21 protein-coding genes are annotated in these 25,171 nt (G+C 69.3%); 13 read left to right on the top strand and 8 right to left on the bottom strand.

Annotation, left to right across the window (positions count from 1 at the left end; all coding sequences use genetic code 11):
• Positions 1-139 precede the first annotated feature (139 nt).
• The gene (locus ACRSBM_RS21260; protein ID WP_434445374.1) at positions 140-1,537 is read right to left on the bottom strand and encodes a glucuronyl esterase domain-containing protein; all 1,398 of its coding nucleotides are present in this window, start codon (positions 1,535-1,537) and stop codon (positions 140-142) included.
• Between the two features lie 702 nt (positions 1,538-2,239).
• Here ACRSBM_RS21260 and ACRSBM_RS21255 point away from each other — a divergent pair.
• Both ACRSBM_RS21255 and ACRSBM_RS21250 read left to right on the top strand, forming a co-directional pair.
• The gene (locus ACRSBM_RS21255; RefSeq protein WP_434445373.1) at positions 2,240-2,515 is read left to right on the top strand and encodes a hypothetical protein; all 276 of its coding nucleotides are present in this window, start codon (positions 2,240-2,242) and stop codon (positions 2,513-2,515) included.
• Complete coding sequence (locus ACRSBM_RS21250; RefSeq protein WP_434445372.1) at positions 2,512-2,679, top strand: hypothetical protein; 168 nt, start codon at positions 2,512-2,514, stop codon at positions 2,677-2,679. Before ACRSBM_RS21255 ends, ACRSBM_RS21250 begins: the two co-directional genes overlap by 4 nt.
• Positions 2,680-2,831: 152 nt before the next feature.
• Here ACRSBM_RS21250 and ACRSBM_RS21245 read toward each other — a convergent pair whose 3' ends face one another.
• From ACRSBM_RS21245 to ACRSBM_RS21235, 3 genes are all read right to left on the bottom strand, one after another.
• Positions 2,832-3,002 (bottom strand): hypothetical protein, encoded by a 171-nt coding sequence (locus tag ACRSBM_RS21245; protein ID WP_434445371.1) that lies wholly within the window; start codon positions 3,000-3,002, stop codon positions 2,832-2,834.
• A 146-nt stretch (positions 3,003-3,148) separates the two neighbouring features.
• Positions 3,149-4,279, bottom strand: coding sequence for an acyltransferase family protein (locus tag ACRSBM_RS21240; protein WP_434445370.1), 1,131 nt, complete (start codon positions 4,277-4,279; stop codon positions 3,149-3,151).
• Entirely contained in the window at positions 4,270-5,181 is a 912-nt protein-coding gene (locus ACRSBM_RS21235; RefSeq protein WP_434445369.1) for a zinc ribbon domain-containing protein, read from the bottom strand. Before ACRSBM_RS21235 ends, ACRSBM_RS21240 begins: the two co-directional genes overlap by 10 nt.
• Positions 5,182-5,580: 399 nt before the next feature.
• Here ACRSBM_RS21235 and ACRSBM_RS21230 point away from each other — a divergent pair, with 399 nt between their 5' ends.
• The 3 genes from ACRSBM_RS21230 to ACRSBM_RS21220 all read left to right on the top strand — a co-directional run bounded on the left by ACRSBM_RS21230 (position 5,581) and on the right by ACRSBM_RS21220 (position 7,458).
• The gene (locus tag ACRSBM_RS21230; protein ID WP_434445368.1) at positions 5,581-5,820 is read left to right on the top strand and encodes a hypothetical protein; all 240 of its coding nucleotides are present in this window, start codon (positions 5,581-5,583) and stop codon (positions 5,818-5,820) included.
• The gene (locus ACRSBM_RS21225; RefSeq protein ID WP_434445367.1) at positions 5,817-6,287 is read left to right on the top strand and encodes a GNAT family N-acetyltransferase; all 471 of its coding nucleotides are present in this window, start codon (positions 5,817-5,819) and stop codon (positions 6,285-6,287) included. The genes ACRSBM_RS21230 and ACRSBM_RS21225 overlap by 4 nt, the downstream gene beginning before the upstream one ends.
• Positions 6,288-6,684: 397 nt before the next feature.
• Positions 6,685-7,458, top strand: a complete 774-nt coding sequence (locus ACRSBM_RS21220) for a class I SAM-dependent methyltransferase (protein ID WP_434445366.1) — start codon at positions 6,685-6,687, stop codon at positions 7,456-7,458.
• Between the two features lie 258 nt (positions 7,459-7,716).
• Here the strand turns inward: ACRSBM_RS21220 and ACRSBM_RS21215 are convergent, their stop codons facing one another.
• Entirely contained in the window at positions 7,717-8,721 is a 1,005-nt protein-coding gene (locus tag ACRSBM_RS21215; protein ID WP_434445365.1) for a carotenoid oxygenase family protein, read from the bottom strand.
• A 69-nt stretch (positions 8,722-8,790) separates the two neighbouring features.
• Here ACRSBM_RS21215 and ACRSBM_RS21210 point away from each other — a divergent pair, with 69 nt between their 5' ends.
• On the top strand, positions 8,791-9,456 hold the full coding sequence (locus ACRSBM_RS21210) for a TetR/AcrR family transcriptional regulator (protein ID WP_434445364.1): 666 nt from the start codon (positions 8,791-8,793) through the stop codon (positions 9,454-9,456).
• On the opposite strand, the gene ACRSBM_RS21205 is transcribed toward ACRSBM_RS21210, so the two are convergent.
• The 3 genes from ACRSBM_RS21205 to ACRSBM_RS21195 all read right to left on the bottom strand — a co-directional run bounded on the left by ACRSBM_RS21205 (position 9,437) and on the right by ACRSBM_RS21195 (position 12,629).
• Entirely contained in the window at positions 9,437-10,078 is a 642-nt protein-coding gene (locus ACRSBM_RS21205; protein ID WP_434445363.1) for a maleylpyruvate isomerase family mycothiol-dependent enzyme, read from the bottom strand. The two genes, ACRSBM_RS21210 and ACRSBM_RS21205, sit on opposite strands and share 20 nt — an antisense overlap.
• Positions 10,075-11,616, bottom strand: coding sequence for an acyl-CoA carboxylase subunit beta (locus ACRSBM_RS21200; RefSeq protein ID WP_434453161.1), 1,542 nt, complete (start codon positions 11,614-11,616; stop codon positions 10,075-10,077). Before ACRSBM_RS21200 ends, ACRSBM_RS21205 begins: the two co-directional genes overlap by 4 nt.
• Positions 11,617-11,702: 86 nt before the next feature.
• On the bottom strand, positions 11,703-12,629 hold the full coding sequence (locus ACRSBM_RS21195) for an NAD-dependent epimerase/dehydratase family protein (RefSeq protein ID WP_434445362.1): 927 nt from the start codon (positions 12,627-12,629) through the stop codon (positions 11,703-11,705).
• 210 nt (positions 12,630-12,839) lie between these two features.
• On the opposite strand from ACRSBM_RS21195, the gene ACRSBM_RS21190 reads away from it, so the two are divergent.
• The 7 genes from ACRSBM_RS21190 to ACRSBM_RS21160 all read left to right on the top strand — a co-directional run bounded on the left by ACRSBM_RS21190 (position 12,840) and on the right by ACRSBM_RS21160 (position 25,171).
• Positions 12,840-13,808: a hypothetical protein gene (locus tag ACRSBM_RS21190; RefSeq protein ID WP_434445361.1), complete on the top strand. Its 969-nt coding sequence runs from the start codon at positions 12,840-12,842 to the stop codon at positions 13,806-13,808.
• Entirely contained in the window at positions 13,781-14,476 is a 696-nt protein-coding gene (locus ACRSBM_RS21185) for a MerR family transcriptional regulator (protein WP_434445360.1), read from the top strand. The genes ACRSBM_RS21190 and ACRSBM_RS21185 overlap by 28 nt, the downstream gene beginning before the upstream one ends.
• Positions 14,476-15,444: a DUF1702 family protein gene (locus tag ACRSBM_RS21180; RefSeq protein ID WP_434445359.1), complete on the top strand. Its 969-nt coding sequence runs from the start codon at positions 14,476-14,478 to the stop codon at positions 15,442-15,444. The genes ACRSBM_RS21185 and ACRSBM_RS21180 overlap by 1 nt, the downstream gene beginning before the upstream one ends.
• Positions 15,445-15,541: 97 nt before the next feature.
• Positions 15,542-16,525 (top strand): DUF1702 family protein, encoded by a 984-nt coding sequence (locus ACRSBM_RS21175; RefSeq protein ID WP_434445358.1) that lies wholly within the window; start codon positions 15,542-15,544, stop codon positions 16,523-16,525.
• 47 nt (positions 16,526-16,572) lie between these two features.
• Positions 16,573-18,432, top strand: coding sequence for a CRTAC1 family protein (locus ACRSBM_RS21170; RefSeq protein WP_434453160.1), 1,860 nt, complete (start codon positions 16,573-16,575; stop codon positions 18,430-18,432).
• The gene (locus tag ACRSBM_RS21165) at positions 18,429-19,442 is read left to right on the top strand and encodes an enediyne biosynthesis protein (protein ID WP_434445357.1); all 1,014 of its coding nucleotides are present in this window, start codon (positions 18,429-18,431) and stop codon (positions 19,440-19,442) included. Before ACRSBM_RS21170 ends, ACRSBM_RS21165 begins: the two co-directional genes overlap by 4 nt.
• Positions 19,439-25,171, top strand: a complete 5,733-nt coding sequence (locus ACRSBM_RS21160) for a type I polyketide synthase (RefSeq protein ID WP_434445356.1) — start codon at positions 19,439-19,441, stop codon at positions 25,169-25,171. Before ACRSBM_RS21165 ends, ACRSBM_RS21160 begins: the two co-directional genes overlap by 4 nt.

Raw genomic sequence — 25,171 nt, 5'->3', positions numbered from 1 at the left:
CTCGCGTCGAGCTCCCCAGGTCTTGTCCCAGGAAGGCAGCTGCGTACCGCGCTTACGTCTACCTCCCGCAGAGCTTCGACCCGGCGATCATGTCGCACGTGAGGCCCGGTGTGCCGGCACACCGGGCCAGTCGACGCGGTCAGGAGAGGGTCGGGGTCTGCCAGTCCCGCCACTCGGAGAGGTTGCCCGCCTTCTTGCTCGAAATCCGGAAGACGCCGGCCGTGTTGCCGGTCTTCAGCAGGAACTTCTGGATGTGCTGCTGCAGGGGAGTGCGCCACTCCGGCCTGGTGGCGCAGTGGCTGCCGTTCTGGACGTCGGACCAGTAGGTGATGTTGCTCGCGGCGCCGAGCGCCCGGTAAACCTCCGCCGCGCCCAGGGCCGCCACGCTTCCCGACCTCGTGGCCAGCCAGTCGATGTGGGGGTTGTCCATGACGAACAGGCCGCGCGGCGCGATCATCGCGGCGACCTGGTGGGTGTCCACCGGCAGCGTGGCCGGGTTGCCGGTGAAGGAGCTGAACGCGTCGCCCAGCCAGGGTTGCTCACCATAGGCGCTGCTCAACGGTTGTGCGCCGCTCTCCCTGGCGATCGAGCGGAAGGCGGGAGCGCCGCCGCTTCCCGACTCGATGGGCATGGTCAGCGCGATGCGCTGGTCGAACGCGCCGACGACGAACGTGCCTTTGCCGTAGCGCGAGCACCCCGTGACGCCGACGGCGTCCGCCTTGAGGACGTTGCCGCCGGACTGTTCGATGACGTCGATCATCCGGCTGACACCCCATGCCCACGCGAGCAGCAGACCGGTGCTGCTCGTGGAGCCGTAGATGCTGTAGAAGGCACCCTGTTTGTTGTTCCGTGGAGTGCCCTCTCGCCCCACCGCGAGCGGGTCGTAGCTGATGACCGCGGCACCGGAGGCCTTGATCGTGGCCGTGTCCGCCCCGAAACCGCCCAGGACGACCACAACCGGGAAAGGCCCGGAACCGCTCGGCAGCTCGACTCGCGCGGAGAAGCTCGCGCTTCTGCCGTTTTGCGTGACATTGACCGTGATGCTGCTGCTGGAAACCGTTCCGGTGACGGTGGACGGCTTTGCCGGTTTCTCGCCGTAGACGTACCTCTCCGCCAGTTTCTTGATTTCCGCTCGACGGCACCGCCAGTCGGTCTTGGCCGTGATGCGTGCGCCGTTGAGCTTCGTGAAGGGATCAGGCAGCCTCGGATTCGTGGTGAGTGAACCGGGCAGCGTCACCGTGCAGTCAGTTCCGTCGTCTTCGACCGGGCCTGCCGCTGCCGCGGACGGTGTGGTTGTCACTCCTATGATCATGAGTGCCGCCACCGCCAGCACGCCGGCCTTCGAACGGATTCTGGAGCGGTCCGGATTGATGGTCACAGAACTCCTTCCGATCTGGTTGTGCGCGGCGGCGGAATTGTCGAAACTCTTCGAAAACCAATTCGAGGCGTGTGCACTGGAGATCAGGTTGCAGCCGGCAGTGCGGTCGCCACGGCCAGTGCTGACGTCGTGACGATCCAGTGGTCCGTGCCCGAGCACCTGGCCGTTGGAGCGGTCACCCCACTGCCGAGCGGGACGTCCCAGGCCGGTTCGGCTCGATCGCGTCCATCTTCAACTCGTTCTCGGCCGTGACCCGTGCGTCTGAATTTCCTGCGACTCGATTGTCAGAGCAGTATCGACCCAAGCTGTCGACCTATCAATGCTCGCTTCTGTCTCGCTCCCGCGCCAAGAGCTCACATCGGCGAACGCCGGTAACCTGTGAATGCGATCTTCGAAATTCATCGAATGCGCAGGTGGACGTCCTGTTCGACAGCGCGTGTTTCGTTGCGGTGCCGACCCCGCGAAGAGGGGTGCCCATGCGCTATCTGGGAATGTTTCGAAAACGGGATGTGCAACAGATCGGCGCTGCGCCTCCGAACCGGCGAGGTGAACATGCCGATGGGACAGTCTTCGAGCGATGTCCGGAGAACGGCCACGTCACCCTGCCAGCTGATCCGTCCACCGTCTCGCCCAGCAGTGCTGCAGCTCCTGCACCTCCCACACCGCACCCGTTCGGCGGCACGGGCGCGCCGCCGAACTGCCGCGCGGCGCAGACCGCGGCCTGAACCTGATCGGTTCTCGCCGGACCATCCCGGAGTTCTGTCACTCGGTCGAGTGAATCGACGACGTGGTTCCGAACATCCGGGGGTGTGTCGGCGTCTTCCTTCTCATGACAGGCAAGGAACAACTCAGGAGGCACACATGCCCTACGAGTCGGGACACGGATGGCGGTTCGGCAACGGTACGTTGCCCGACGGCACTCAGGGGTACGGCTGGACCTACGGCCCGCAGACGACCTGGCGGCCCGAGCGGCATCGGTCGACGTTCCCGGATCCGCCCTCGGGCGGATCCGTCGGAGACGGGCTTCTTGCGCTCGTCTCGCTGATCGTTCTCGGTTTCGTCCTGCACGCCGCGGGACTGCCGGTCGGCCAGTGGCTGGACACCGCGCTGAGCTGGTTGGCAGAGCGCGCCGAGTGAGATCAGGAGTTTCGTCGTCGGAGTTCGACGTCGCCGAGATCGAGGCGCTCGTGAGGACCGTCCGGTCCGGCGAACGGCCGGAGGTTCTCACGGTGACCAGGTGCGAAAGCAAGCTCGAGAACCACGAGCAGCCCGCGACGACGGACGAGCCGGTGCAGGCGTAGGCCGCGGCACGAGCGAGTCACTCGGCCTCGTCGAAGCGCACAGAACGGCCCAGCGCGAGGCTCGATCACCTTCCGCCGGCATGAACTCGCTCGTCGACGACGGTAACGGCAACAGCGGCCCCGAGGTCCTGGGCGACTGATGCGGTGAACGCTCAGCGACCCAGGATCTTGCGGACATTGTCGCGGGCGCGCGGGGAGAGCCGGCGTTTCGCGATCAGGTCTTGCAGAGCCTGCTTCGCGCGTTCCTTGTTCAGCTCCACCGCCTTCTCGCCCGCCTCGGTGAGAACGTCGTCGTGATCCTGATCGCCGACGATGTAGAGCAACGCCTCAAGAGCGTGCTTGTCAGGAAGCAGGCAGGCAGCCCTGACCCGGATCTGACCGCCCCGGGCGGGTCCTGACGATTTTGTTGATCACCTCGGCTGCTACCTCCACCTTCATCCGCGAACGATGACCTGCTCGGCCACAAGGCTCATCGGCTCCACTGTGGACCGGTGGGACGCCGGCGCCACTCCGCGGGTCCGAAGAGCCGGACCAGCAGCACGAGGCACACCGCGTCGAGCGCGAACCAGGCAGGTCGTTCAGCCAACCAGCCGATGGTCGTGCCGGCGTTGTCGGCGACGCCCAGCGGGAGGAGGACGACGAGACCGAGCAGCATCGCGGTCATGTGCCAGAGGTAGATCGTCATCGTGGCGGAGTTCAGCCGCGTCACCGCTACGGCGACGCGTGGCCGTGCCATGAGGGCCGTGCCGTGGCGGCTGCCCAGCAGCACCAGCCCGACCTGCCAGAGCGACAGCGCCGTGATGCAGACCGTTGGAGGGCTCATGTTCGAGAACCTGTCGCCGGGAGTTCCGCCGATGCCAACGGGGTACCAGCCGGTGCCGGCCAGCAGGATCAGTCCGGTGAGCCCGGTCAGCGACAGCAGGACCGCGGTTCTGCCGGACGTCATCCGCTCGCGGTCGGTCGCGTAGCCGTGCCCCAGCTGATAGGGCACCAGCCAGGCCAGGACCAGGTTCAGCCAGCCGATCAGCGGGATGTCGAGGAGGAAGCGCGCGAGGTCGACGCAGATCGTGCCGACGCTGATCGTCACCGTGACCGCCGCACCCCAGCGCTGGTGCAGCGTAGCCGTGACGGGGGTGAGCGCGACGAGGACCAGGTACACCCCGATGAACCACAGTGGACCGAACGGCAGGACGCCTCGCCAGCCGACCCATCGAAAGATCCCGTCGCCCCCGAGGTCGAGGGCGTGCAGGACCAGCTCGACGGCCATCCAGAAGGCGGCGAACAGCGAGATCGGCACCAGCAGCCGTCTCGCGCGCCGGGCGAGGAACTCCGTCGCGTCCCGGCTCCTGAGATAGCTCCGGTAGTTGGCCGCCCCGCCGACGAACATCAGCATCGGGCACACCATGAAGAGCCAGCCCAGCACGGCCAGCTGGGGCATCTCGTCCAGGACGTTGACCGCGCCGATCCGGTCCTGACCGGCCCAGGCGCGCGCGGTCAGCCAGTGCATCCCGACGATGGTCAGCACGCACGTCACCCGGACGAGGTCCAGGTAGGTGTCGCGGGCTTCGATGCCGGCTGTGAGGGCCTTGTTCACGGACATGGTGGCGTCAAGGGGTTCGGCAGACGGCCATCGAGCGCGGCCGAGATCAACTGGGGAGCGCGCAGCCGGATGACCCTGCCGAAGATCTTGTCCTCGGCCAGCGAGAAGCTGCACGTCTCGCGGCCGAGGACGTCCTTGGTGGGGACGCGGCGAAGGCTGTTCTGGTTCGGTTTCAGGCGGTTGGTGAAGCTGGGAGTCAGGATCGTCGTCCACTGACCGTCGGCTGCGATGACGTAACCGACGAGCGTGTTGTTGCCCGCGATGGTGACCTTTTCCTGAGGTACCCAGGTCGTCGGGCGCTGGAGGAGGACGAGCGTCAGTACGACCACCAGGAAGATGAGAACGCGGCGCCACCACGTCATCAATCGGACCGTGTAAGGCTTTTCACGTCGTGCGATCACCATGACCGGCACCGCGAGTGCCAGCGCGAGCGTGAAGTTCAGCCACGGACTGGTGAAGAACAACAGCAGCAGCAAGACGACGAGCACGGTCTGAGGCAAGGTCCGAGGATCACCCAGCACCGGTTGACGACGGCGTTCCGAGGCCTGCCGGCGGTTGACCATCGCCCCGGTCGCGAGGAGCCACCAGCAGGTGACACCGGTGAGGATCAGCAGTTCGATCGGCAGCTGCACCAGCAGGACGCCCACCAGGATCGACGTCAGGCTGCTGCGGTGGATGATCTCGACGGTTGTCACGGCTTCGAAGTCGCCGGACTTGTGCACCTGAAACGCGACGTACAGGAACGTCGCGAGTGAGACGACGATGGTGGGATGGGTGCGGATCCACCTGTTCAGCGCCAGGCCCTCGGCATGGTCGTCGAACCCGTGCTGGCAATAACGGCAGCGCCGCGCCGCGTCCTGTACCGACTCCGCGCATTGCGGACATGTCTTCTGCGGGCTCATCGGTCACGGGTTCGCGAGAATCTGCGTCTGAACCACTTCCTCGGACTCCTTCCCTCCGACGACTACCTGGAAGTCGGCTGGGCGGAGGAGTGCGTTAGCCGCCGAACGGGTGGTCCAGTGGAAAATACCCGCCTCTGTGCGGTCGGGTCGAAGCGTGCGGCGTGGAGTCGCGCACAGCGCGGTCGCATGGTGGCGATGAACGGCCAGGCGTATCGCCGTGCAGGTGACCTGGTCGGTCCCGGTGATCACGGCTGCGGTCGTGGGTAGTGACTTCTTGCGACCACAACAGTGCGACGGTTCGCGCGTTCTACCACTCATAGTCCTGAGTGGACAGTAGTGGTGCGGGTGCTCTGGGTGGTTCCGGCTGCCGAGCAAGCTCCTCAAAGCTGAAGCGGCGGCGTGAACGTGGCGGTGGTGGCGGGTTCTTTCGCCAGCGCATTGGTCACCACCCGCAAGAGCGGCAACACCATCACCGCGCCCGACGCCAAGCCCTGGCTGTTCCTCGGCAAACGCCCTGGCCACCCCATCGGCGACGACGCGCCGGCCACAGAACTGTCCGCCGCGATGCCCGCCCGGAGGCTCGGCATCCACATCGCGGTTGCGGACAACGAGGAACATCCCAGGAGAATCGAGTTATGACGTCTCCACACTCGGTGTTGATACGACAGGCCAGTGAGCGCGACACCACGGCGCTGGCGACATTGCGGCGGGAATGGTCGGAAGAGCAGGCGGGCCATCCGCTTGATGACGATGACTTCGAGGAGTGCTTCGCCCAGTGGTATACCGCAGAAGCCCCGCGCCGGGCGGCGTTCGTGGCCGAGATCGACGGCGAGGCTGTGGGCATGGTGAACCTCGCCTTGTTCGAGCGGATGCCCAAGCCAGGTCGGCCAGCCGGCCGATGGGCCTACCTGGGCAACGCGTTCGTGCTCGCCGCCCACCGCAATCGTGGCATCGGCGCCGCCCTACTCGACGCGGCCGTCGTGCACGCACGTGCCCGCAGCTGTGCCCGCATTGTCCTGTCACCCAGTGAACGATCAGTGCGCTTCTACGAGCGGGCCGGCTTCGGTCCGGCCACCATGCTCCTCGCCCACGTCCTCGACGGCTGACCGTGCCGCCACTGACCGGCCGGCCACACGGCCGCCCGGCTGCACAGGAGTTGTCCCGCAGGTCAGAGGCTTCCGGGTGGTGTGGGCGATACTGGGATCGAACCAGTGACCGCTTCGGTGTGAACTGTAGTGCCGCGACCGTGCTGACCTGCGAAGACAAGACTCCTGCAGGTCGCCGCGGTTCCGTTCAGGTCCATTGAGGACCGTTCTGGCAAGTTCACCGCACGGAGTTGCTCCCAAGCTGCTCCCATTCAGTGCTCCCAAGGCTCATCAGCGCTGTCTTGCCTGTGGTCGGCCCGCGCGCTCAGCGGCATGAGCGGACGGGTGCCCCTGCGAAAACCATTGGTGAACCGACTTACTCCGCTGATGTACTGATGTGCCACCGTGAGTGGGCCACGTGACGGAGGTAGTAGTTGTGACGGGTTATGACTCGCTTGCCGAGGTGTACGAGTGGCTCATCTCCGATGCGAAGCTGGCTCCGGCCGAGTTCGCTGCGTCGTTCGATGACGTCCTCAGTCTCCTGCCGTCGAACGCCCACGTCCTCGATTGTTCGTGCGGGACCGGACAGTTGGCGGTTGGCCTCGCCGGTCTTGGCATCCAGGTTGTCGCAACTGATGCCAGCGAAGCGATGGTTCGTCGGACTGCGGAGTTGGCTGAGGAGTTCGATGCTTCTGTCCGGACAGTGCGGGCGGACTGGGAAGAGTTGCCCGACCATTTCGATGACGCCACCTTCGACATGGTGTTCTGCGTTGGCAACTCGCTGCATCATGCCGTGGGCGCGAGAGGCAGGGTTGCTGCTCTGGAGTCGATGTCACGGCTTCTGCGCCGTGGCGGGCGCTTGGTGCTCATCTCCCGCACGTGGGAACTCGTGAGGGCCAGAGGTTCCCGACTGGACATCAGTGACCGACTCGTCCGCCGGAACGGTCGCGATGCCGTCGTGGTCTACCGCTGGGACATTGCGCCGAACTGGGAGGACGAGCACCACATCGAGATTGCGGTCGCGCAAGTTGATGCGGCTGGGTCGGTTCTTGCCCGCTCGGAACTGCTGTCGAGCTGGCCCTACCGATACGACGAACTCGAAGTCGAGTTGCACCGGGTCGGACTTCGGACGGAAATGAGCACGTTCAACCCTGAGGCCGAGAACTACATGGTGGTGGCGAGCAAAGTATAGAAATCGGGCTCAACTACCCGGAAAGGCAGCCTCGATCATTCGCTCATCGGCGTGAGCGCGCGTTCTGGGGCTGATCGCGGGCAAGCGACGCCTGTGCCGAGCGCGGCTAGTGAGGCCTATGCGAGGCAGCGCAACCACACCACACGCGGCCCGCCGTTCCCTTCCTCGCCGGGCTCCACATCCACGATGCCCAACCGCACGCGGGTCAGTGGTCCGACCTGACCGGGGAGGCAGCCGACGCCTCTCCTCTGCCCGGTCTCACCGGACCGGGCAGAGGAGAGGCTGCCACGTGGTGCGGGTGGCTACCGGCGTGGTGACGGGCAACCGGACGACGGAGTTCGGGCCGGCGGCGAGATCGGTGGCGTCGAAGACGGCCAGGTCGCTCGAAGCACCGTGACGCACCGGGATCACGAGCCACTCGCCGGCGAGTGCGGGCTGGCCGAGACGATGATCGGCGCCGAACGAGTAGGCGGCGTCGCCGTACCGGAACACCGTGGTGCCCACGGTTCCGTAGATTTCGTGATGTCGCCGGCCGTGCCCGCCGGCGCGCGCGATGGCGGATTCCGCGTACGTCAAGAACTCCTCGTCAGCCGTGCCCGTGCCGAGGTCGAGGGTCCAGCGGGTCAGCGCGCGCGGTCCGGCGGGCGAGGTCTGGAGCAGCGCGTCGACCACCACTTCCCGGCCGTCCTCGAAGGCGTTGACCGCGTCCGGCACGAAGCACGGTGAGACCGGGAACCAGAGGGGGTTGCCGCGGGAACGTCGTGGCAGGAGGCCGATTCGGGCCTGTTTGGACGATCGCCAGGTGAAGGGTGTGCGCAGGCCGATGAGCTCTGCGGCGCGGTCGTGCACCACGGAGAGGTCGAAGACGACCACGTGGTCAGGGGTCAGGGCAACGGTGTCGATGCGCGCGGGGCCGCTGAGCACGAAACAACGGCCGCGGCGCACCGAACCCGACGCGCTCATCGTCACGTGCTCAGCGAGGGGGGAGCCTGGCCTGGTCGCGATCGTGTGCCACTCGCCGGTGCGCTGATCCTGCACCGGACGGGCCACGCGGAGGCCGTCGCGCACCGCCGGAGCGAGGCTGGGCACCGTGCCCAGCAGTGAGTGGTCGGTGCGGGCGCGGTGCCAGGCCGCGGCGCCGTCGGAGAGGTGGACACCGGTGATGGAGACGGGGTCGGTGCCATGCGCCGGATGGGGGACGGACTGCAGGAACCGGCCGCGCAGGTTCGCGGGCAACGAGCCTTCGACGAGCAGTGCTTCCACGGTCGCACCTCCGACCAATGCATAACAGCGTTGTGTTAAACATATCGCTGTTATGCAACAATGTCAAAGGTGAGCCCACGTCGAACGGACCCGCGCACGCACACCGCCCTGATCGAGATCGCTGCCGCGTTGCTTGCCACCGAGGGGCCTCAGGCTCTCTCGACACGTCGCATCACGGCGGAGGCCGGCACCTCGACGATGGCCGTCTACACCTACTTCGGCGGCATGAGCGGCCTGGTTCGGGAGATGGTGCACGAGGGTTTCCAGCGACTGCAGCGGCATCTCACCGCGGTGCGCTCGACGTCCGACCCGGTGTCGGACATGGCCTTGCTCGGCCGCGCGTACCGGTTGAACGCGCTGGCGAACCCCCATCTGTACAGCGTGATGTTCGGCGGCGCGTCGCTCAGCGGGTTCTCGCTGACGGACGAGGATCGTCAGCACGGCCGGTACACCTTGACGGGCGTCGTCGAGTGCGTGGCGAACTGCGTCGCGGCGGGCCGCTTCGCGGATGCCGACGTCGCGCACGTCGCCCACCAGATGTGGATCGCCACCCACGGGCTGGTGACTCTGGAACTGGGTGGGTACCTGGCGGCGCCGCTCGACGGTGAAGCGTTGTTCGATCCTCAGCTCGTCGCGTTGATGGTGGGAGCGGGGGATCGGCCGGAGACGGCGATCCGGTCGGTGCGGGCGTCGCGGCGCCGGGTCGAGCGAGAGCTCAGTCAGCAGGCGGGGTGAACGGTCCCCAGGTGAAGGCGTGCAGCCACGGTCCGGGCGGGCCGTCCCAGCCGAGGGCGGCGATCTCGGCGTGGGAGCGTCTGCCCGCGAAGCTGCGGTGCAGGTCGTGGGTACCGGCTCGCAGCGTGCGGACCACCGGCCCGTCACCGGTCGTCCAGGAGGTCGTCGGGCTCTCGATCCGCAACGCCGGCAGGTCGTGTGCTCGCACAGAAGCGGAGAAGCCGCCGGCGAGCAGGTCCAGCGTGCTGGGGTAGGCGGGGTGATCGGGGTCGGCCGGGACGCCCAGGGCGGCGTGGAGGTCCAGCAGGTGGGTGAACGCGTCCATCACCATCCGGCCGGCCGAGCGTGGGCCCTCCAGTTCGACGAGCGGTTCGAGGACGTGGGAGACGCGGTCCCACTCCTCCAGGCCGAGGTCGGCGTCGGGTTGCCGGGGCTGTGCCGCGCCGGCCGGCGATCCCAGCCGTGCCGCCACGTTCCCCGCCACCTCCAGCAGGTGCGCCACCAGGTCCGTGACCGTCCACTCCGGACACGCGGGCACCGGTACGTCCGCCACCTGCCGCGTCGCCAGCAGGCCGATGTCCAGCCGGATCCGCCGGTACAGCAGGTGGTCCGGCGCGGTCACAGCGGCACGTTCCCGTGCTTGCGCGGCGGTGCGGAGGCTCGTTTAGTGCTCAGCATCTCGAGGCCGCGGGCGATCGCGGCCCGCGTCTGCGCCGGGTCGATCACGTCGTCCACCAGGCCGCGTTCGGCGGCGTAGTACGGGTGCATGAGTTGCTCCGTGTACTCGGCGATCAGTTCGGCGCGCAAGGTCAGCGGGTCGGCCGCGGCGGTGAGCTCCTTGCGGAACAACACGTTCACCGCGCCTTCGGCCCCCATGACCGCGATCTCGTTGGTGGGCCAGGCCAGGGAGAGGTCCGACCCGATCGAACGGGAGTCCATCACGATGTACGCACCGCCGTACGCCTTGCGGATGATGACCTGGATGCGCGGCACGGTTGCTTCGCAGTAGGCGTAGAGCAGCTTCGCGCCGTGCCGGATCGCGCCGCCCTGCTCCTGTGCGGTGCCGGGCAGGAAGCCGGGCACGTCGACCAGTGTGACCAGCGGGATGTTGAAGGCGTCGCAGAACCGCACGAACCGCGCCGCCTTCTGCGCCGCCGCCGAGTCGAGGACGCCGGCGAGCACCAGCGGCTGGTTGCCCACCAGGCCTGCCGTCCGGCCGTCGACGCGGCCCAGCGCGCAGATCACGTTGCCCGCCCAGTGTTCGTGCACCTCGATGAACTCGCCGTCGTCGACGACCTCGGCGATGACCGAGCGCATGTCGTACGGCTTGTTCGGTTCGACCGGCACGAGCTGCGCGAGGAGCGGCCGTTCGTCGGTCGTCGCACCAGCCGGTTCGTCACAGGGAGGACTGTCGAGATTGTTGGCGGGCAACAAGGACACCAGGTACCGCACGTCCGCGAGGCAGGTCTCCTCGTCGTCGTGCACGAACGTCGCGACGCCTGACTGGCTCCCGTGCACGTCCGCGCCGCCGAGTTCCTCGTGTGTCACCACTTCGCCGTTCACGGCTGCGACGACGTCGGGTCCGGTCAGGTACATCTTCGCCGTGCCGCGCACCATGAACGTGAAGTCGGTCAGTGCGGGGGAGTAGGCGGCGCCGCCCGCGCAGGGGCCGATCACCACGCTGATCTGCGGGATGATCCCGGAGGCCGCCACGTGCCGGCGGAAGATTCCACCGTAGGCGTTGAGGGCCATGACGCCCTCCTGGATGCGGGCGCCGCCGCTGTCGTTCAGGCCGATCAACGGGCACCCGGCGGAGATCGCCAGATCCATCACCTTGTGGATCTTCGACGCGTGCGCCTCACCGAGCGACCCGCCGAACACCGAGAAGTCCTGCGCGTACACGAAGACCCGGCGTCCGTAGATGGTTCCGGACCCCGCGACCACTCCGTCTGTGTGCGGCCGGTTCTCGGAGATCTTCATGCCTCGCGCCTGGTGCCGCCGGTACAGGTCGATCTCCGTGAACGAGCCGGGGTCGAGCAGCAGGTCGAGCCGTTCGCGGGCGGTGTGCTTGCCGAGCGCGTGCTGACGGGCGACGGCGTTCTCGTCACCGGCGACGACGCGTGCCCGCAGCCGGTCGGACTCGTCCAGGACGGACTTCATCGAGCGCGGTTCCGGTGCCGGTGCGGGGCGGGGCACTGCGACCGGCACGAAGCCGATCGGCCGGAGCGCACGCTCTGACAGGTCGGTCATGCCGTCCTCCCCGCCAGCCAGCGGACTGTGTCGGCCATGGTCTCCGCCAGCGGCCGGGCCTGGTCGGACGAGACGAAGCGCTGAGCGTTCCGGCACGTGCGGATCGCGCCGCCCTGCACCGGTATGGGCCACGGCCACACCCGCTGCAGTGCGTCGGCGACCAGTCCCACCGGCGCCAGGGCCGCGGCGGGCAGGAACACGGCGGGCAACCGGCGCCCGGTCACCTCGCGCAACGTCCGCAGGTACTCGCGCGTCGAGACGAACCGCCCCGGCCCGAAACACCGAAGCGCGCCGCCGGTAAGCAGGCGAGCGTGCGTCGCCGCCGTGTCACGGACATCGCCCAGCGGGAAGCCGCCGGTCGGCCAGATCGGCATGAGACCGCGCAACGTCGCCCGCAGCCGTGCGGTCTGGTCACCCAGCCGCGGGTCGTGCGGCCCGAGCAACGCGGGCGGGTAGCTGATCACGGCGTCGTAGTTCCGCGCGACGGCCTCCGCCGCGGCCTTGGACGCCGCGTACGCCTCGGAAGAGGTTGCCACGGGAGAGTTCTCGTCGAGCATCGAGCCGCCGAGTGCCACGAAGCTCGACACGTGGACGATCCGTCCGACCCCCGCTCGCCGCGCCGCCCCCAGCACGGTCTCGGTGGCGATCACGTTGATGCGCCGCATCTCCTGGCGCCTGCGCCGGTCGAACGAGTAGACGGCCGCGGCGTGCAGCACCGCGTCCGCACCGCGTACCAGCTCAGCGACCCTGCCGGCGTCCGTCGCGTCACCGGCGACCACCTCGACGGCGGCGTGATCGACCCCCAGCGAGCGCAGCACCTCCGCCACGTCCCCCGGGTTTCTCGCGAGCAGCCGGACCCGGTGCCCTGCCGCGACGAACGCCGCGACCGAGTGTGATCCGACGAAACCCGTCCCTCCGGTCACGCTCACCAGCATCAGCACCCCGTTCGCCGCGACGACGATCGCCAGCCTGCCTTCGCCGCGGCCTCGGTGCTTATCCCAGAGTGCGATGTCCGCCCCGGCGCAACCCCGCACTCTGGGATAAGCGATCGGCGCTACCCCGACCCCATTCTGTGATAGGCGCAGCAGCGTCTGTCCTTTGTGGACTATTTCATGCGGCGGAGGAGCACACCCATGTCGACGGACCAACCCGCGCTGACGAAGGCGCGGCCGATCGCCACATCCGCGTTCGTCAACGGCCACTTCCCGCGCAGGCGCGGGCTGATCGTGCTGCTGAGCGCGCTCGCCGGCTTCGGGCTGACGGTCGTGTGGTCCGCACACTTCGTGGACTCGACGATCGGGGACAACGTTGCGAACACGTTGCTGGGCCATGACGCCAAAGCCACGCCGATCGCCGGCATCGCCGCCGGCGTCGCGTTCGCGTTCGTCACGGGCCTCGCGGGCACGTTCACCGCGTGCAACATCGCCGCGTTCGGTGCGATGGCGCCGATGCTGGGAGGTTCCAGCAGCCGGGCCGAACGGATCCGCGGCGCACTGAAGCCGTTGCTGTGGCTGTCCGTCGGCATGCTCTCGGTGTCCGCGGTCTACGGTGTGATCGTCGGACTCGTGGGCACCTCGATGCCTCAGTTCTCGACCGCGCAGACCGCCATGGGCACGTTGAACGGCCGCAGCGTGCAGTCGCTGGTCGTGTTCGGTGTGATCGGCCTGGTGCTGACCTACCTCGGCCTGGCCGCGCTGGGCGTGGTGCGCGACCCGTTCGCCGGCATCGCGAAGCGCTTTCCCAACGCACCCATGGTGTTCATGGGCGTGCTCATCGGCGGGTTCCTGATCGGCCGCCCGTTCGGCCTGTTCCGCCAGCTGTTCCGCGACGCGGCCGAGAGCGGCAACCCGCTCTACGGCGCCGCCGCGTTCTGCCTGCAGTCCCTGGGCAACATCATGGTGCTCGCCCTGGCACTCGTGGCGACGGCGGCGTTCCTCGGAGACCGGCCGAGACGCTGGCTGACGGAGAAGCCGGTGCGGCTGGCTGTGATCACCGGCGTCGCCCTGATCACGATGGGCGTCTTCACCTTCCTGTACTGGGACGTGCGGCTGCTCGCCCGGCGCGAGCTGATCCCGTGGTACCCGACGGCGCCGTGGGCATGAGCGGCGAAGGCCTGCGGATCGCGGGGCTGAGCAGGCTCGCGCAGGTCAGCATCCCGACCATCAAGTTCTACCTGCGGTCCGGTCTGCTGCACGCGGGGCAGCGGACCGGGCCGAACCAGATGCGCTACGACGAGAGCCACGTGCGCAGGCTCCGCGTCGTCCGCGCGCTGATCGACCGCGGCGGCCTGTCCGTCGCCGCGGTCGCGGAGCTCGTGGGCCGCAACGGCGACCGAAGCGTGCCGGCCGTGCTGACGACCATCTCCCGTGACACTCCGCCCGACGCCACGGAGGAGACACGGGCGAAGTGGCGTGACCGCATCGACGAGGTGCTGGCCCGCGACGGCCGGAGCGTCGCGGGCGACAACGCCGCCGCGGCGGAGCTGGCCGGCGTGCTCGCGGGCCTGGAGCTGGCGGGGCACGCACCCGACGACGCGCTGCTGGAGGCCTACCTGCGGGCCGGTGCGACGGTCGCGGCCGCCGAGGCGGACCAGGCGGGCGGCGCGGGCGGCACGGACGAGTGCGCGGAACGGCTGCTCGTGTCGATCGTGCTGGGGACGGTGGCGCTTACGGCCGCCCGCAGACTCGGCCACGATCTCACCGCAATTGGAAAGATGCACATTGCCAGAGGTTCGGTCGATGATGAAGGGAGCCGACAAAAGGAGCGCTGATGTCGACGGTGCTCGGTTCCATCAGAAGACTCGTTTTCGCTCCGAAACTCGCGGACGTCACGTTCTCCGCACGCGGGTTCTCCGTTCCGGAATCGGAGACGACCAGAGCGCTGGAGCAGATTCCGCAGACCGTGATCGCGGGATTCGAATGGGGAATCGACTGCCGGAGCCTGTGGGAGCTGGAGCGCAGGCTGTCGCTCGTCGCGCCCGACCTGCGCGGGTTCGCCTACGAGGGCGCGACCATGGCGTGCACCGTCCTCGACGCGATGGACGGCCGCAAGCGCACCCGTGACCTGCTGCGCGGTCCCGGCCTGCCGCACCTCTTCCTCGCCTACATCGGCATCGGGTTCGCCATGGCCCGGCTGCCCCGGCCGCTGTGGCGCAAGGTGGTGCCCGACCTGGAGGGTGTCCGCTACCACCCGGCGATCACCTGGCTCGCCGTCGACGGCTACGGCTTCGACCGCGCCTACTTCCACCCGAAGCGCTGGGTCGCCGAGCAGGAACCGCCGAAGCCCTACCCGTGGCAGGACACGCCCCTGTACTTCCCGCGGGCCTTCGACCAGGGGCTGGGCCGTGCCCTGTGGTTCATCCACGGCGCCGACGTGAAGGCCGTCGCGGGTGCGGTGCGGGCGTTCGCGGGCCACCGTCAGCCCGACCTGTGGAGCGGCGTCGGGCTCGCCGCCACGTTCGCGGGGGGCGCCGAACCGGACGACCTGGCGTGGCTGCGCGCCGAGGCCGGCGACCAGCGGCCGGAGCTGGCGCTCGGCGCGGCCCTCGCGATCATGGCCAAGGCGGCGGCCGACTGCGTCGACGACCGCACCGGACAGGCAGTCCACGCGTTGAGCGACCTGAGCCCTGCCGCCGCGGTCGCCCTCGTCGAGACCGCGTCCGTGCCCACCGGCGAGGTGGGCAGAGAGCCGGAATACGAACTTTGGCGCAGTCGCATTCGTGCGCATTTCACTGCGTGAGAGAAGCAGGGGTATTCGAGCATGCTGGAAGATGCCATCCCGTCGCGGTGACGCAAAGAATGATGTCGGGAATATGTCCGGTTGGGGAGAGTGCATCGTGACCAAAGCGGGATTGCGCGCTTTGCGGCGTCGGTTGCTGACGCCGAAGAGTTCGGAGGCCACGCTCGCAGTACGTGGATTTCACCACAAGAACGAAGCCTCGAAGGAACTGCTGGAAAGCATCGGCCGGAACTTTCTCTTCGGGTTCGCGACCGCTGTCGAGGCGCGCGCACCCGCGGAGGCGGAGCGGCTCCTCGAGACCGTGCCCCCGCAGTTCCGCGGCTTCGCCTACGAGGGCGCGGGCATGGGGTTCGCCACGCTCGACGCGCTGCCGTTCGGCGGTGGCGGCCGGGTGGCGGAGTTCCTCGCGGGAGCCGGCGGGAAGCACGTCTACATGGTCTACGTCGGGGTCGGCTGGGCGATGGCCCGCGTGCCGAGGTTCCGCTGGCCGAAGCTCGCGGTGAGCGACGAGCTGTTGCAGTGGCTTCTGATGGACGGCTACGGCTTCCACCAGGCGTACTTCCACACGGAGAAGTACGTGCACCGGCACTACCGCGAACCTGACTTCCCGTGGCCGTTCAGCGGGCCGGCCTGGTACGCGAACCGCGCGATCGACCAGGGCATCGGGCGTGCGCTGTGGTTCGTCGGAGGAGCGGACGCCGCCCGGGTCGCCGAGCTGATCGACGGCTTCCCCGACACACGCCGGGCCGACCTGTACGCGGGTGCGGGCCTCGCCGCGACTTACGCGGGCGGTGCGGGACCTGGGGAACTGCGCTGGTTCGCCGGGCATTCGGGACGTCACCGCGCGGTGGTCGCCCAGGGCAGCGCGTTCGCCGCGGAAGCACGCGCCCTCGCCGGCCTGACCGTCGACCACACGCACGTCGCCACCGACATCTTGTGCGGCACCGGCGCGGACGAGGCCGTGCACCGGGTCCGCGCACTCAAGCCGGCCGGGCCTGGACGGGACGACGTGCCCGCCTACGAGCTGTGGCGGCGCGGCTTCGCCGACCAGTACGTCCATTCAGGAGGTGTGGAGCAGTGAGCTGGACCCGCAAACAGCTGCCGGGAATCCTGGCGCTCGTTCTCGTGATGGTGACCTTCCTGATGGCCCGGCTGCCCGCCGCGTCGCAGGCGGAGAAGCGCGACATGGCGAGCGGTTACGGCTTCACCCCGATGTCGATCTCGCTGCCCGGCGGGTTCGACCAGCAGACGATCCGCAAGGTCAACAAGGACTACCAGCACATCGACGGCTGGATCTCCTCGGTCGGCGCGGCGATCGCGATGAACGACCTCGACGGCGACGGCCTCGACAACGACCTGTGCGTCGTCGACCCGAGGATCGACCAGGTCGTCGTGACGCCGGCACCGGGCGCGAAGGAAGGGCGCTACGAGGCGTTCGCGCTCTCGCCCGGCACCCTGCCGATGAACGACGTGATGGCGCCGATGGGCTGCGTGCCCGGCGACTTCAACGAGGACGGCCACATGGACCTGCTGGTGTACATGTGGGGCCGCACCCCGATCGCGCACATCGCGAAGGACGGCCAGGACAAGCTCACCGCCGGCTCCTACACCGCCACCGAACTGGTGCCCGGCGCGAACGCCACGTCCGGTCGCTACACCGGTCCGCAGTGGAACAGCAACGCCGCCGCGGTCGCCGACTTCGACGGTGACGGCCACGACGACATCTTCATCGGCAACTACTTCCCGCACGGCCCGGTGCTCGACTCGTCCGTCAGCGGCGGGGTCGAGATGAACGACTCGATGTCGGCCGCCTACAACGGCGGCGAGAACTACTTCCTGCGCTGGAGCTCCACGTCGGCGGGCGTGCCCCGCTACGAGGTCCAGGACGGTGTGCAGGACATCGACGCCTCCAAGGGCTGGGAGCTCGGCGCCGCGGCGGCCGACCTCGACGGCGACCTGCTGCCGGAGCTGTACCTGGCCAACGACTTCGGCCCGGACCGCATGTACCACAACAGGTCCACGCCGGGACGCATCGAACTCGCGCTGGTCGAGGGCGTGCGCACCGCGCTCACCCCGAAGTCGAAGGTCGTCGGCCACGACTCGTTCAAGGGCATGGGCGTCGACTTCGGCGACCTCAACCACGACGGCGTCTACGACATGTTCGTCAGCAACATCACCACGTCGTACGGCATCCAGGAGAGCAACTTCCAGTTCATGTCCCAGTCCGGGGACAAGAACGTGCTGCGCGCCAAGCTCGCGAACAACGAGGCGCCGTGGGAGGACGTCAGCGCGCCCGCCGGCACGGCGTGGTCGGGCTGGGGCTGGGACGTCAAGATCGCCGACTTCGCCAACTCCGGCGAACCCGCGATCGCCCAGGCGACCGGCTTCGTCCGCGGCCAGGTCAACAGGTGGCCCCAGCTGCAGGAGCTGGCCACCGCCAACGACCTCGCGCTGCGCCACCCCGTCTCCTGGCCGCGCGTCACGGTCGGCGACGACGTCGGCGGCAACCACCGGCTCGCGTTCTACGTCAAGGACGGCGACCGGTACGTCGACATCGCCGAACAGCTCGGCCTCGCCATCCCGGTGCCCACCCGCGGCATCGCGACCGGGGACGCGGACGGCGACGGCAAGCTCGACTTCGCCGTGGCACGGCAGTGGGCGGAACCTGTGTTCTACCGCAACTCCGGCCCGTCGCAGGGCAGCGCTCTCACGTTGCGGCTGTGCCACGAGGGCGGATCGCCCGCGGTCGGCACCCAGGTCACCGCGACCACCAGGGAGGGCCGCACATTCATCGGCCACGTCGACGGCGGTGGCGGGCACTCCGGCAAGCGCGGTCACGAGGTCCACATCGGACTCGGCAAGACGGACGGACCCGTCGAGGTGCGGCTCAACTGGCGCGACCGCTCGGGGCAGACCCGCGAGCACACGCTGACGCTCGCGCCCGGCAGGCATCTGATCGAACTCGGTTCCCAGGCTAAGGAGAGGTGACGGACGTGACGGACGTGGCGGCGACCGTGCCCCGGCACGACCCGAAGGTCGTCAAGGCACTGCGCAACTTCGCGATGTCGATGACGGTGTTCAACATCATCGGCTACTCCGTGCTCGGGTTCGAGCAACCGTGGCTGTGGCCGTTCATCGCGCTGCTGACCGGTTACACCGTCGAGATCGGACTCGAGTTCGTCGGGTCCAGGATGGACGGACGGCCACCGAGGTTCCTCGGCAACGGTGTGCGCGGCATGGTGGAGTTCCTCTACCCGGCGCACATCACCAGTCTCGCGATGAACATGCTCATCTACGTCAACGACCAGGTCTGGGTGATGATCTTCGGCGTCACCGTGGCCGTCGGCGCCAAGTGGGTGCTGCGGGCACCGGTCCGCGGCCGGCTCCGGCACTACATGAACCCGTCCAACTTCGGCATCGCGATCATCCTGCTGATCTTCCCGTGGGCGAGCATCGTGCCGCCCTACCACTTCACCGAGAACGTCAGCGGCCTGTTCGACTGGCTGATCCCGGCGCTCATCGTCACCGCCGGCACGATGCTGAACGCGAAGCTCACCGGCCGGATGTGGCTGATCCTGTCGTGGCTGTTCTTCTTCGTGGTCCAGTCGGTGGTCAGGGGAATCCTGTTCGGCACGTCGATCCCCGGCGCCCTGCTCACCATGACCGGTGTCGCGTTCGTGCTGTTCACCAACTACATGATCACCGACCCCGGCACGAGCCCGTCGAAGCCGATCTCGCAGATCGCGTTCGGCGGTGGCGTGGCCCTCGCGTACGGCTTCTTCACCGGGGTGCACATCGCGTACGGCCTGTTCTTCGCGACGGCACTGGTGTGCCTGATCCGCGGCATGTTCCTGTGGGGCATCCACTTCGTGAACAAGGCACGTGAGCAGCACGAGGCGGCACAGGCGCTGGCGGCGAAGGAAGCCGAGGGCACCACGGAGAACGGCAAGGTCGTCTCGCCTCCCTCGACACTGGGCAAGGAGGTCGTACCGGCATGACAAGGATCGCGATCGTCGGTGTGGCCTGCCGCTACCCGGACGCGGTGTCACCGGAGGAGCTCTGGGAGAACGCGCTGGCGGGCCGCAGGGCTTTCCGGCGGCTCCCGGACGAGCGGATGCGGCTGGAGGACTACTGGGACCCGGACCCCTCGGCGCCCGACCGCTTCTACGCCCGCACCGCCGCCGTCATCGAGGGCTACGAGTTCGACCGGGTGGCGCACCGGATCGCGGGTAGCACCTACCGCTCCACCGACCTGACCCACTGGCTCGCTCTCGACACGGCGGGCAGGGCGCTCACCGACGCGGGGTTCGCCGACGGTGAGGGTCTTCCTCGCGAACGGACCGGTGTCGTGGTCGGCAACACGCTCACCGGGGAGTTCGCCAGGGCCAACCTGATGCGACTGCGGTGGCCGTACGTACGCCGCACGGTCGCCGCTTCGCTGAAGGCCCGGGGCTGGGGAGACGGCGAGCTGGAAGGCTTCCTCGCCGACCTGGAGGCCACGTACAAGGACCCGTTCCCCGCCATCGACGAGGACAGTCTCGCCGGCGGTCTCGCGAACACGATCGCGGGCAGGGTCTGCAACTACTTCGGTCTCAACGGCGGTGGTTACACCGTCGACGGCGCCTGCTCGTCGTCGCTGCTGTCCGTGGCGACGGCGGCGGGCCGGCTCGTGGACGGCGACCTCGACGTCGCCGTCGCGGGCGGGGTCGACCTGTCGATCGACCCGTTCGAGATCGTCGGGTTCGCCAAGACCGGGGCGCTCGCGCGGTCGGAGATGCGGGTGTACGACCGCGGCTCCAACGGCTTCTGGCCGGGTGAGGGCTGCGGCATGGTCGTGCTGATGCGCGAGCAGGACGTCCAGCCGCACCAACGGGTCTACGCGACCGTGGCCGGCTGGGGCGTCTCGTCGGACGGCTGGGGCGGCATGACCCGGCCGGAGGTCAGCGGCTACCGGCTCGCGTTGGCACGCGCCTACGAGCGGGCCGGGTTCGGCGTCGACACCGTGCCGCTGTTCGAGGGCCACGGCACCGGCACCGAGGTCGGTGACGCGACTGAACTGCGGGCGTTGTCGCAGGCTCGGGCCGACGCGAACCCGGCGGCGTCCCCGGCCGCGATCAGCACCATCAAGGGCATGATCGGGCACACCAAGGCGGCGGCGGGGGTGGCCGGGCTGATCAAGGCCGCGCTGGCGTTGCACCACCAGACGCTGCCGCCGACGATCGGCTGCGTCGATCCGCATCCCGTGCTGGCGGAGGAGGACGCGACCCTGCGGGTCCTGCGCAACGCAGAGCCGTGGCCCGCCGACGCTCCGCTGCGAGCCGGCGTGACGGCGATGGGCTTCGGCGGGATCAACACCCACGTCGTGCTGGAGTCGTCCGCGCCGTTGCGGGCTCCCGACGCCCGTGCGCTGGAGATCTCCGCCGCCGCGCAGGACGCCGAGGTCCTGCTGGTCGACGCCGAGTCCGCGGAAGCGTTGCGGGCCAGGCTGGCCGAGCTGGCCGAGTTCGCGGCACGGGTGTCGTACGCGCAGCTCGGCGACCTCGCGGCGACGCTGCACACCGAGCTGGCGGACCGGCCGTACCGCGCCGCCGTGGTGGCGCGCTCGCCGGAGGACGCCGTGCACGGACTCGGCCGCGTGCTGGAGGCGGCCAACTCCGGCGCCGTCACGTGGTTCGGGCCGGACGGCCGCGGTTTCCTCGGCCACGTCACCGAACCGGCGACGGTCGGGTTCCTCTTTCCCGGCCAGGGGTCCGGTCAGGGCACCAGCGGCGGCGCGATGCGGCGGCGGTTCGCCGCCGCGCGGGAGGTCTACGAACGGGCCGCGCTGCCGGTGTCCGGTGACATGGTCGCCACGTCCGTCGCTCAGCCGCGGATCGTCACCGGGTCGGTCGCGGGACTGCGCGTCCTGGCCGGTCTTGGTGTCACCGCGGACGTCGCGGTGGGGCACAGTCTCGGCGAGATCACCGCGCTGCACTGGGCCGGGGCGATCGACGAACGGACGCTGCTGCGCGTGGCTTCCGTGCGTGGCGCGACCATGGCCGAGCACAGCGCCTCCGGCACGATGGCGAGCCTCGGCGCGTCCGCGGAGGTGGTGAGCGAACTCGTTCGCGAGCTGCCGGTGGTGATCGCCGCGTTCAACGGTCCCAGGCAGACGGTCGTCGCGGGAACGGATGCGGCGGTGGCTGCCGTGGTGGAGGCGGCGGCGCGGGAAGGCGTGCACGGGACCGCGTTGCGGGTCTCGCACGCGTTCCATTCGCCGCTCGTGGCGCCGGCGGCCGACGCGTTGCACACGAAGCTCGGTGCCGAGACGTTCACGGAGATCAGCGGGCACGTCGTGTCCACCGTGACCGGCGAGGCGTTGGCGGCCGACACCGACATCCGCGGGCTGCTGCGTGCCCAGATCACCGATCCCGTGCTGTTCTCGCAGGCGATTGGTGTCGCGGCCAAGGACGCGGACCTGCTCGTGGAGGTCGGTCCTGGCCGGGTGCTGACGACGCTGGCCGCGGACGTCGGGCAGGTGCCGGTCGTCGCGCTGGACACCGACGACGAGTCATTGGTGTCGCTGCTCGGCGTTGTCGGTGCCGCGTACGTCACCGGAGCCGCGCTGAACCCGGCCGCCCTGTTCGCGGACCGGCTGGTGCGGCCGCTACGAGTCGGCCAGGAGTTCTCGTTCTTCGCGAGTCCGTGCGAACAGGCGCCGGAACTGTCGGTCGGCTCCGGCAACCTCGTCGTCACGGCCGTCGCGGGCATGACCGTCGTCGGCACCGCGACGTCCACGGTGGACGTGCTGCGGGAGATGGCCGCCGCACGGGCCGAACTGCCGAGCGAGGCGGTCGCCCCGGACAGCAGGCTGCTCGACGACCTGCACCTCAGCTCGATCACCGTGGGCCAGCTCGTCAACGAGGCGGCCCAGCGGCTCGGGGTGCCGCCGGCCAGCGCGCCGACGAACTTCGCCACCGCGACCGTGCGGGAACTGGCCGACACGTTGGACGACCTGAGTGCGACCGCCAGGGCGAGCGACACCGCGGCGGCCGTCGTCACGGGCGCCGGACCGTGGGCGCGGGCGTTCGTCGTGGACGACGACCCGGTGCCGTTGCGGCCCGTCGCCGCTCACGAGGACGACGGCCAATGGCAGCTCTACGCCGAGGATGCCCACCCGTTCGCTGAACGGTTGCGGCGAGATCTCGAACGCGGCGGGGCGGGCGACGGTGTGCTCGTCTGCCTGCCCGAGGTGTGCGAGGAACGGCACCTGGAGCTGGCGTTGCGGGGCGCGAAGTCCGCGGCCGCACGCGGTGACGGCAGGTTCGTGCTGGTGCAGCACGACGCGGGTGCGTCGGCCATTGCGAAGACGCTGCGGCTGGAAGCGCCGGGCGTGCGGGTGACCGTCGTGCACCTGCCCGCGGGCGCGAGCTCGGACGTCGTGCTGCCGGAGGTGCTGGCGACCACGGCGTTCAGCGAAGTCCGCTACGACAGCCAGATGACGCGCACGGTGCCGACGATGCGGGCACTGCCGGTGTCGCCGTCCGCCGAGATCGCGCCGCTGACCGACACCGACGTGCTGCTGATCACCGGCGGCGGCAAGGGAATCACCGCCGAGTGCGCGATCTCGCTCGCGCAGGAGTGGGGGGTGCGGCTGGCCGTGCTCGGCAGGTCCGAGCCCTCCGCCGATGCCGAGCTGGCCGCGAACCTCGATCGCATGAGGGCCAGGGGCATCGAGGTCGCCTACGCGGTGGCCGACGTGACCGACACGGAACGGACGCGTGCCGCGGTCGGTGAGCTGGAGGCAGCGCTCGGCCCGGTCACCGCCGTACTGCACGGCGCCGGCCGCAACGAACCAGCTGCTTTGTCCACAGTGGACGCGGATCGGCTGCGGTCGACGATGGCGCCGAAGATCGACGGGCTGCGCGCGGTGCTCGGCGCCGTCGACGCGGGGGCGTTGCGGCTGCTGGTGACGTTCGGCAGCATCATCGGCCGCTCGGGCCTGCGCGGCGAGGCGCACTACGGCACCGCCAACGACTGGCTGGCGGCGCTCACCCGCGAGTTCGCCGACGGCCACCCGTCCTGCCGGGCCCTGTGCCTGGAATGGTCGGTGTGGTCCGGTGTCGGCATGGGGGAGCGGCTGGCCGTGGTCGAGTCGCTCTCCCGGGACGGCGTCGCGCCCATCCCACCGGACGAGGGCGTTCGGATCCTGCGGCGGCTGCTGGTCGATCCCCGGACGCCGAACGTCGTCGTGGTCAGCGGCCGCACCGAAGGCGTCGACACCGTGCGTCACGACCTGCCGCCGTTGCCGTTGCTGCGGTTCGTGGGCAAGCCGCTGGTCCGCTACCACGGTGTCGAGCTCGTCACCGAGGTCGAGCTGAACGCGGGCACCGACCTCTACCTCGCCGACCACCTGCTCGACGGAAACCTGTTGTTCCCCGCCGTCTACGGGATGGAGGCGATGACCCAGGTCGCTGCGGCGGTCACCGGACACGAGTCGACGCCCGTGCTGTCCGGGATCCGGTTCCTGCGCCCGATCGTGGTGCCGCCGCGCGGGACGACGACGATCCGGATCGCCGCCGTGGTCACCGCCGATGACGTAGTGGACGTCGCGATCCGCAGTGCGGAGACGGCGTTCGAGGCGGACCACTTCGTGGCCAGGCTGTCGTATGGGATGACTGTGCCCTCAGGGGAAACCGTTCCGGACGCGGGGCTGCCGCCGGTCGCACTCGACCCGGCGACCCAGCTGTACGGCGACACCATGTTCCAGGGCTCGAGGTTCCAGCGGCTGCGGCGCTTCCACGAGGCCCGCGCCCGCGACGTCGACGCCGACGTGGCGGTGAGCGCGCACCCGGACGGGTTCGCCGGGTACCTGCCCGCCGACCTGCTGCTCGCGGATCCGGGCATGCGGGACGCGTTGATGCACGGCAACCAGGTCTGCGTCCCGGACGGCACGCTGCTGCCGGAACGGATCGACCGCCTGTACCCGGCGGGTGCGGGCATCGGCGCTGGTGAGGTGCGGATGCGTGCCACCGAGCGGCACCGCGACGGCGACACCTACGTCTACGACATCGCCGTGTTCGACGGCGACGAGGTCGTGGAACGATGGGAGGGCCTGCACCTGCGTGCCGTGCGGCGCAAGGGATCCGCCGGCCCGTGGGTGGCCCCGCTGCTGGGCTCCCACCTGGAGCGGGAGGTCGAGGACCTGCTGGGCCACCGGGTCGCGGTGGTCGTGGAACCGGACCGCGAACCCGGCACCGACCGGGCCACCAGGCGCAGGAGCACCGCGCTCGCGGTGAGCCGGCTGGTGGGACGGGAGACCGAGGTTCGCTACCGGGCCGACGGACGGCCGGAGGTGGACGGCGTGCTGACGGTGTCGGCCTCCCACGCGGCCGGGGTCACGCTGTGCGTCGCGGCGGATCGCGTCACCGCCTGTGACCTGCAGGGCGTGCTGGAGCAGGAAGATCAGGTGTGGCAAGGGCTGCTCGGCCGCCGCCACCGCACGGCGGCGTTGCTCGCCGAGGCCGGTGAGCCGTTCGCGGTGGCCGCCACGCGCGTGTGGACGGCCGTGGAATGCCTGCAGAAGGCCGGTCTCTCGCTCGACACCCCGCTCACGCCGGAGCCGGGCGGGCCGCGGGGCTGGCGGGTGTTCACGGCGCCGGGGCTTAGGATCGCGACGCTGGTGACGTCCCTGCGTGGGGTCGCGAATCCCGTGGTGGCGTCCGTGCTGCTGGTGGAGGGGAGCTGA

Source organism: Lentzea xerophila, from assembly GCF_051094245.1.
Classification (GTDB): Bacteria; Actinomycetota; Actinomycetes; order Mycobacteriales; family Pseudonocardiaceae; genus Lentzea; species Lentzea xerophila.
This window is presented reverse-complemented; position numbering and strand designations above follow the sequence as displayed.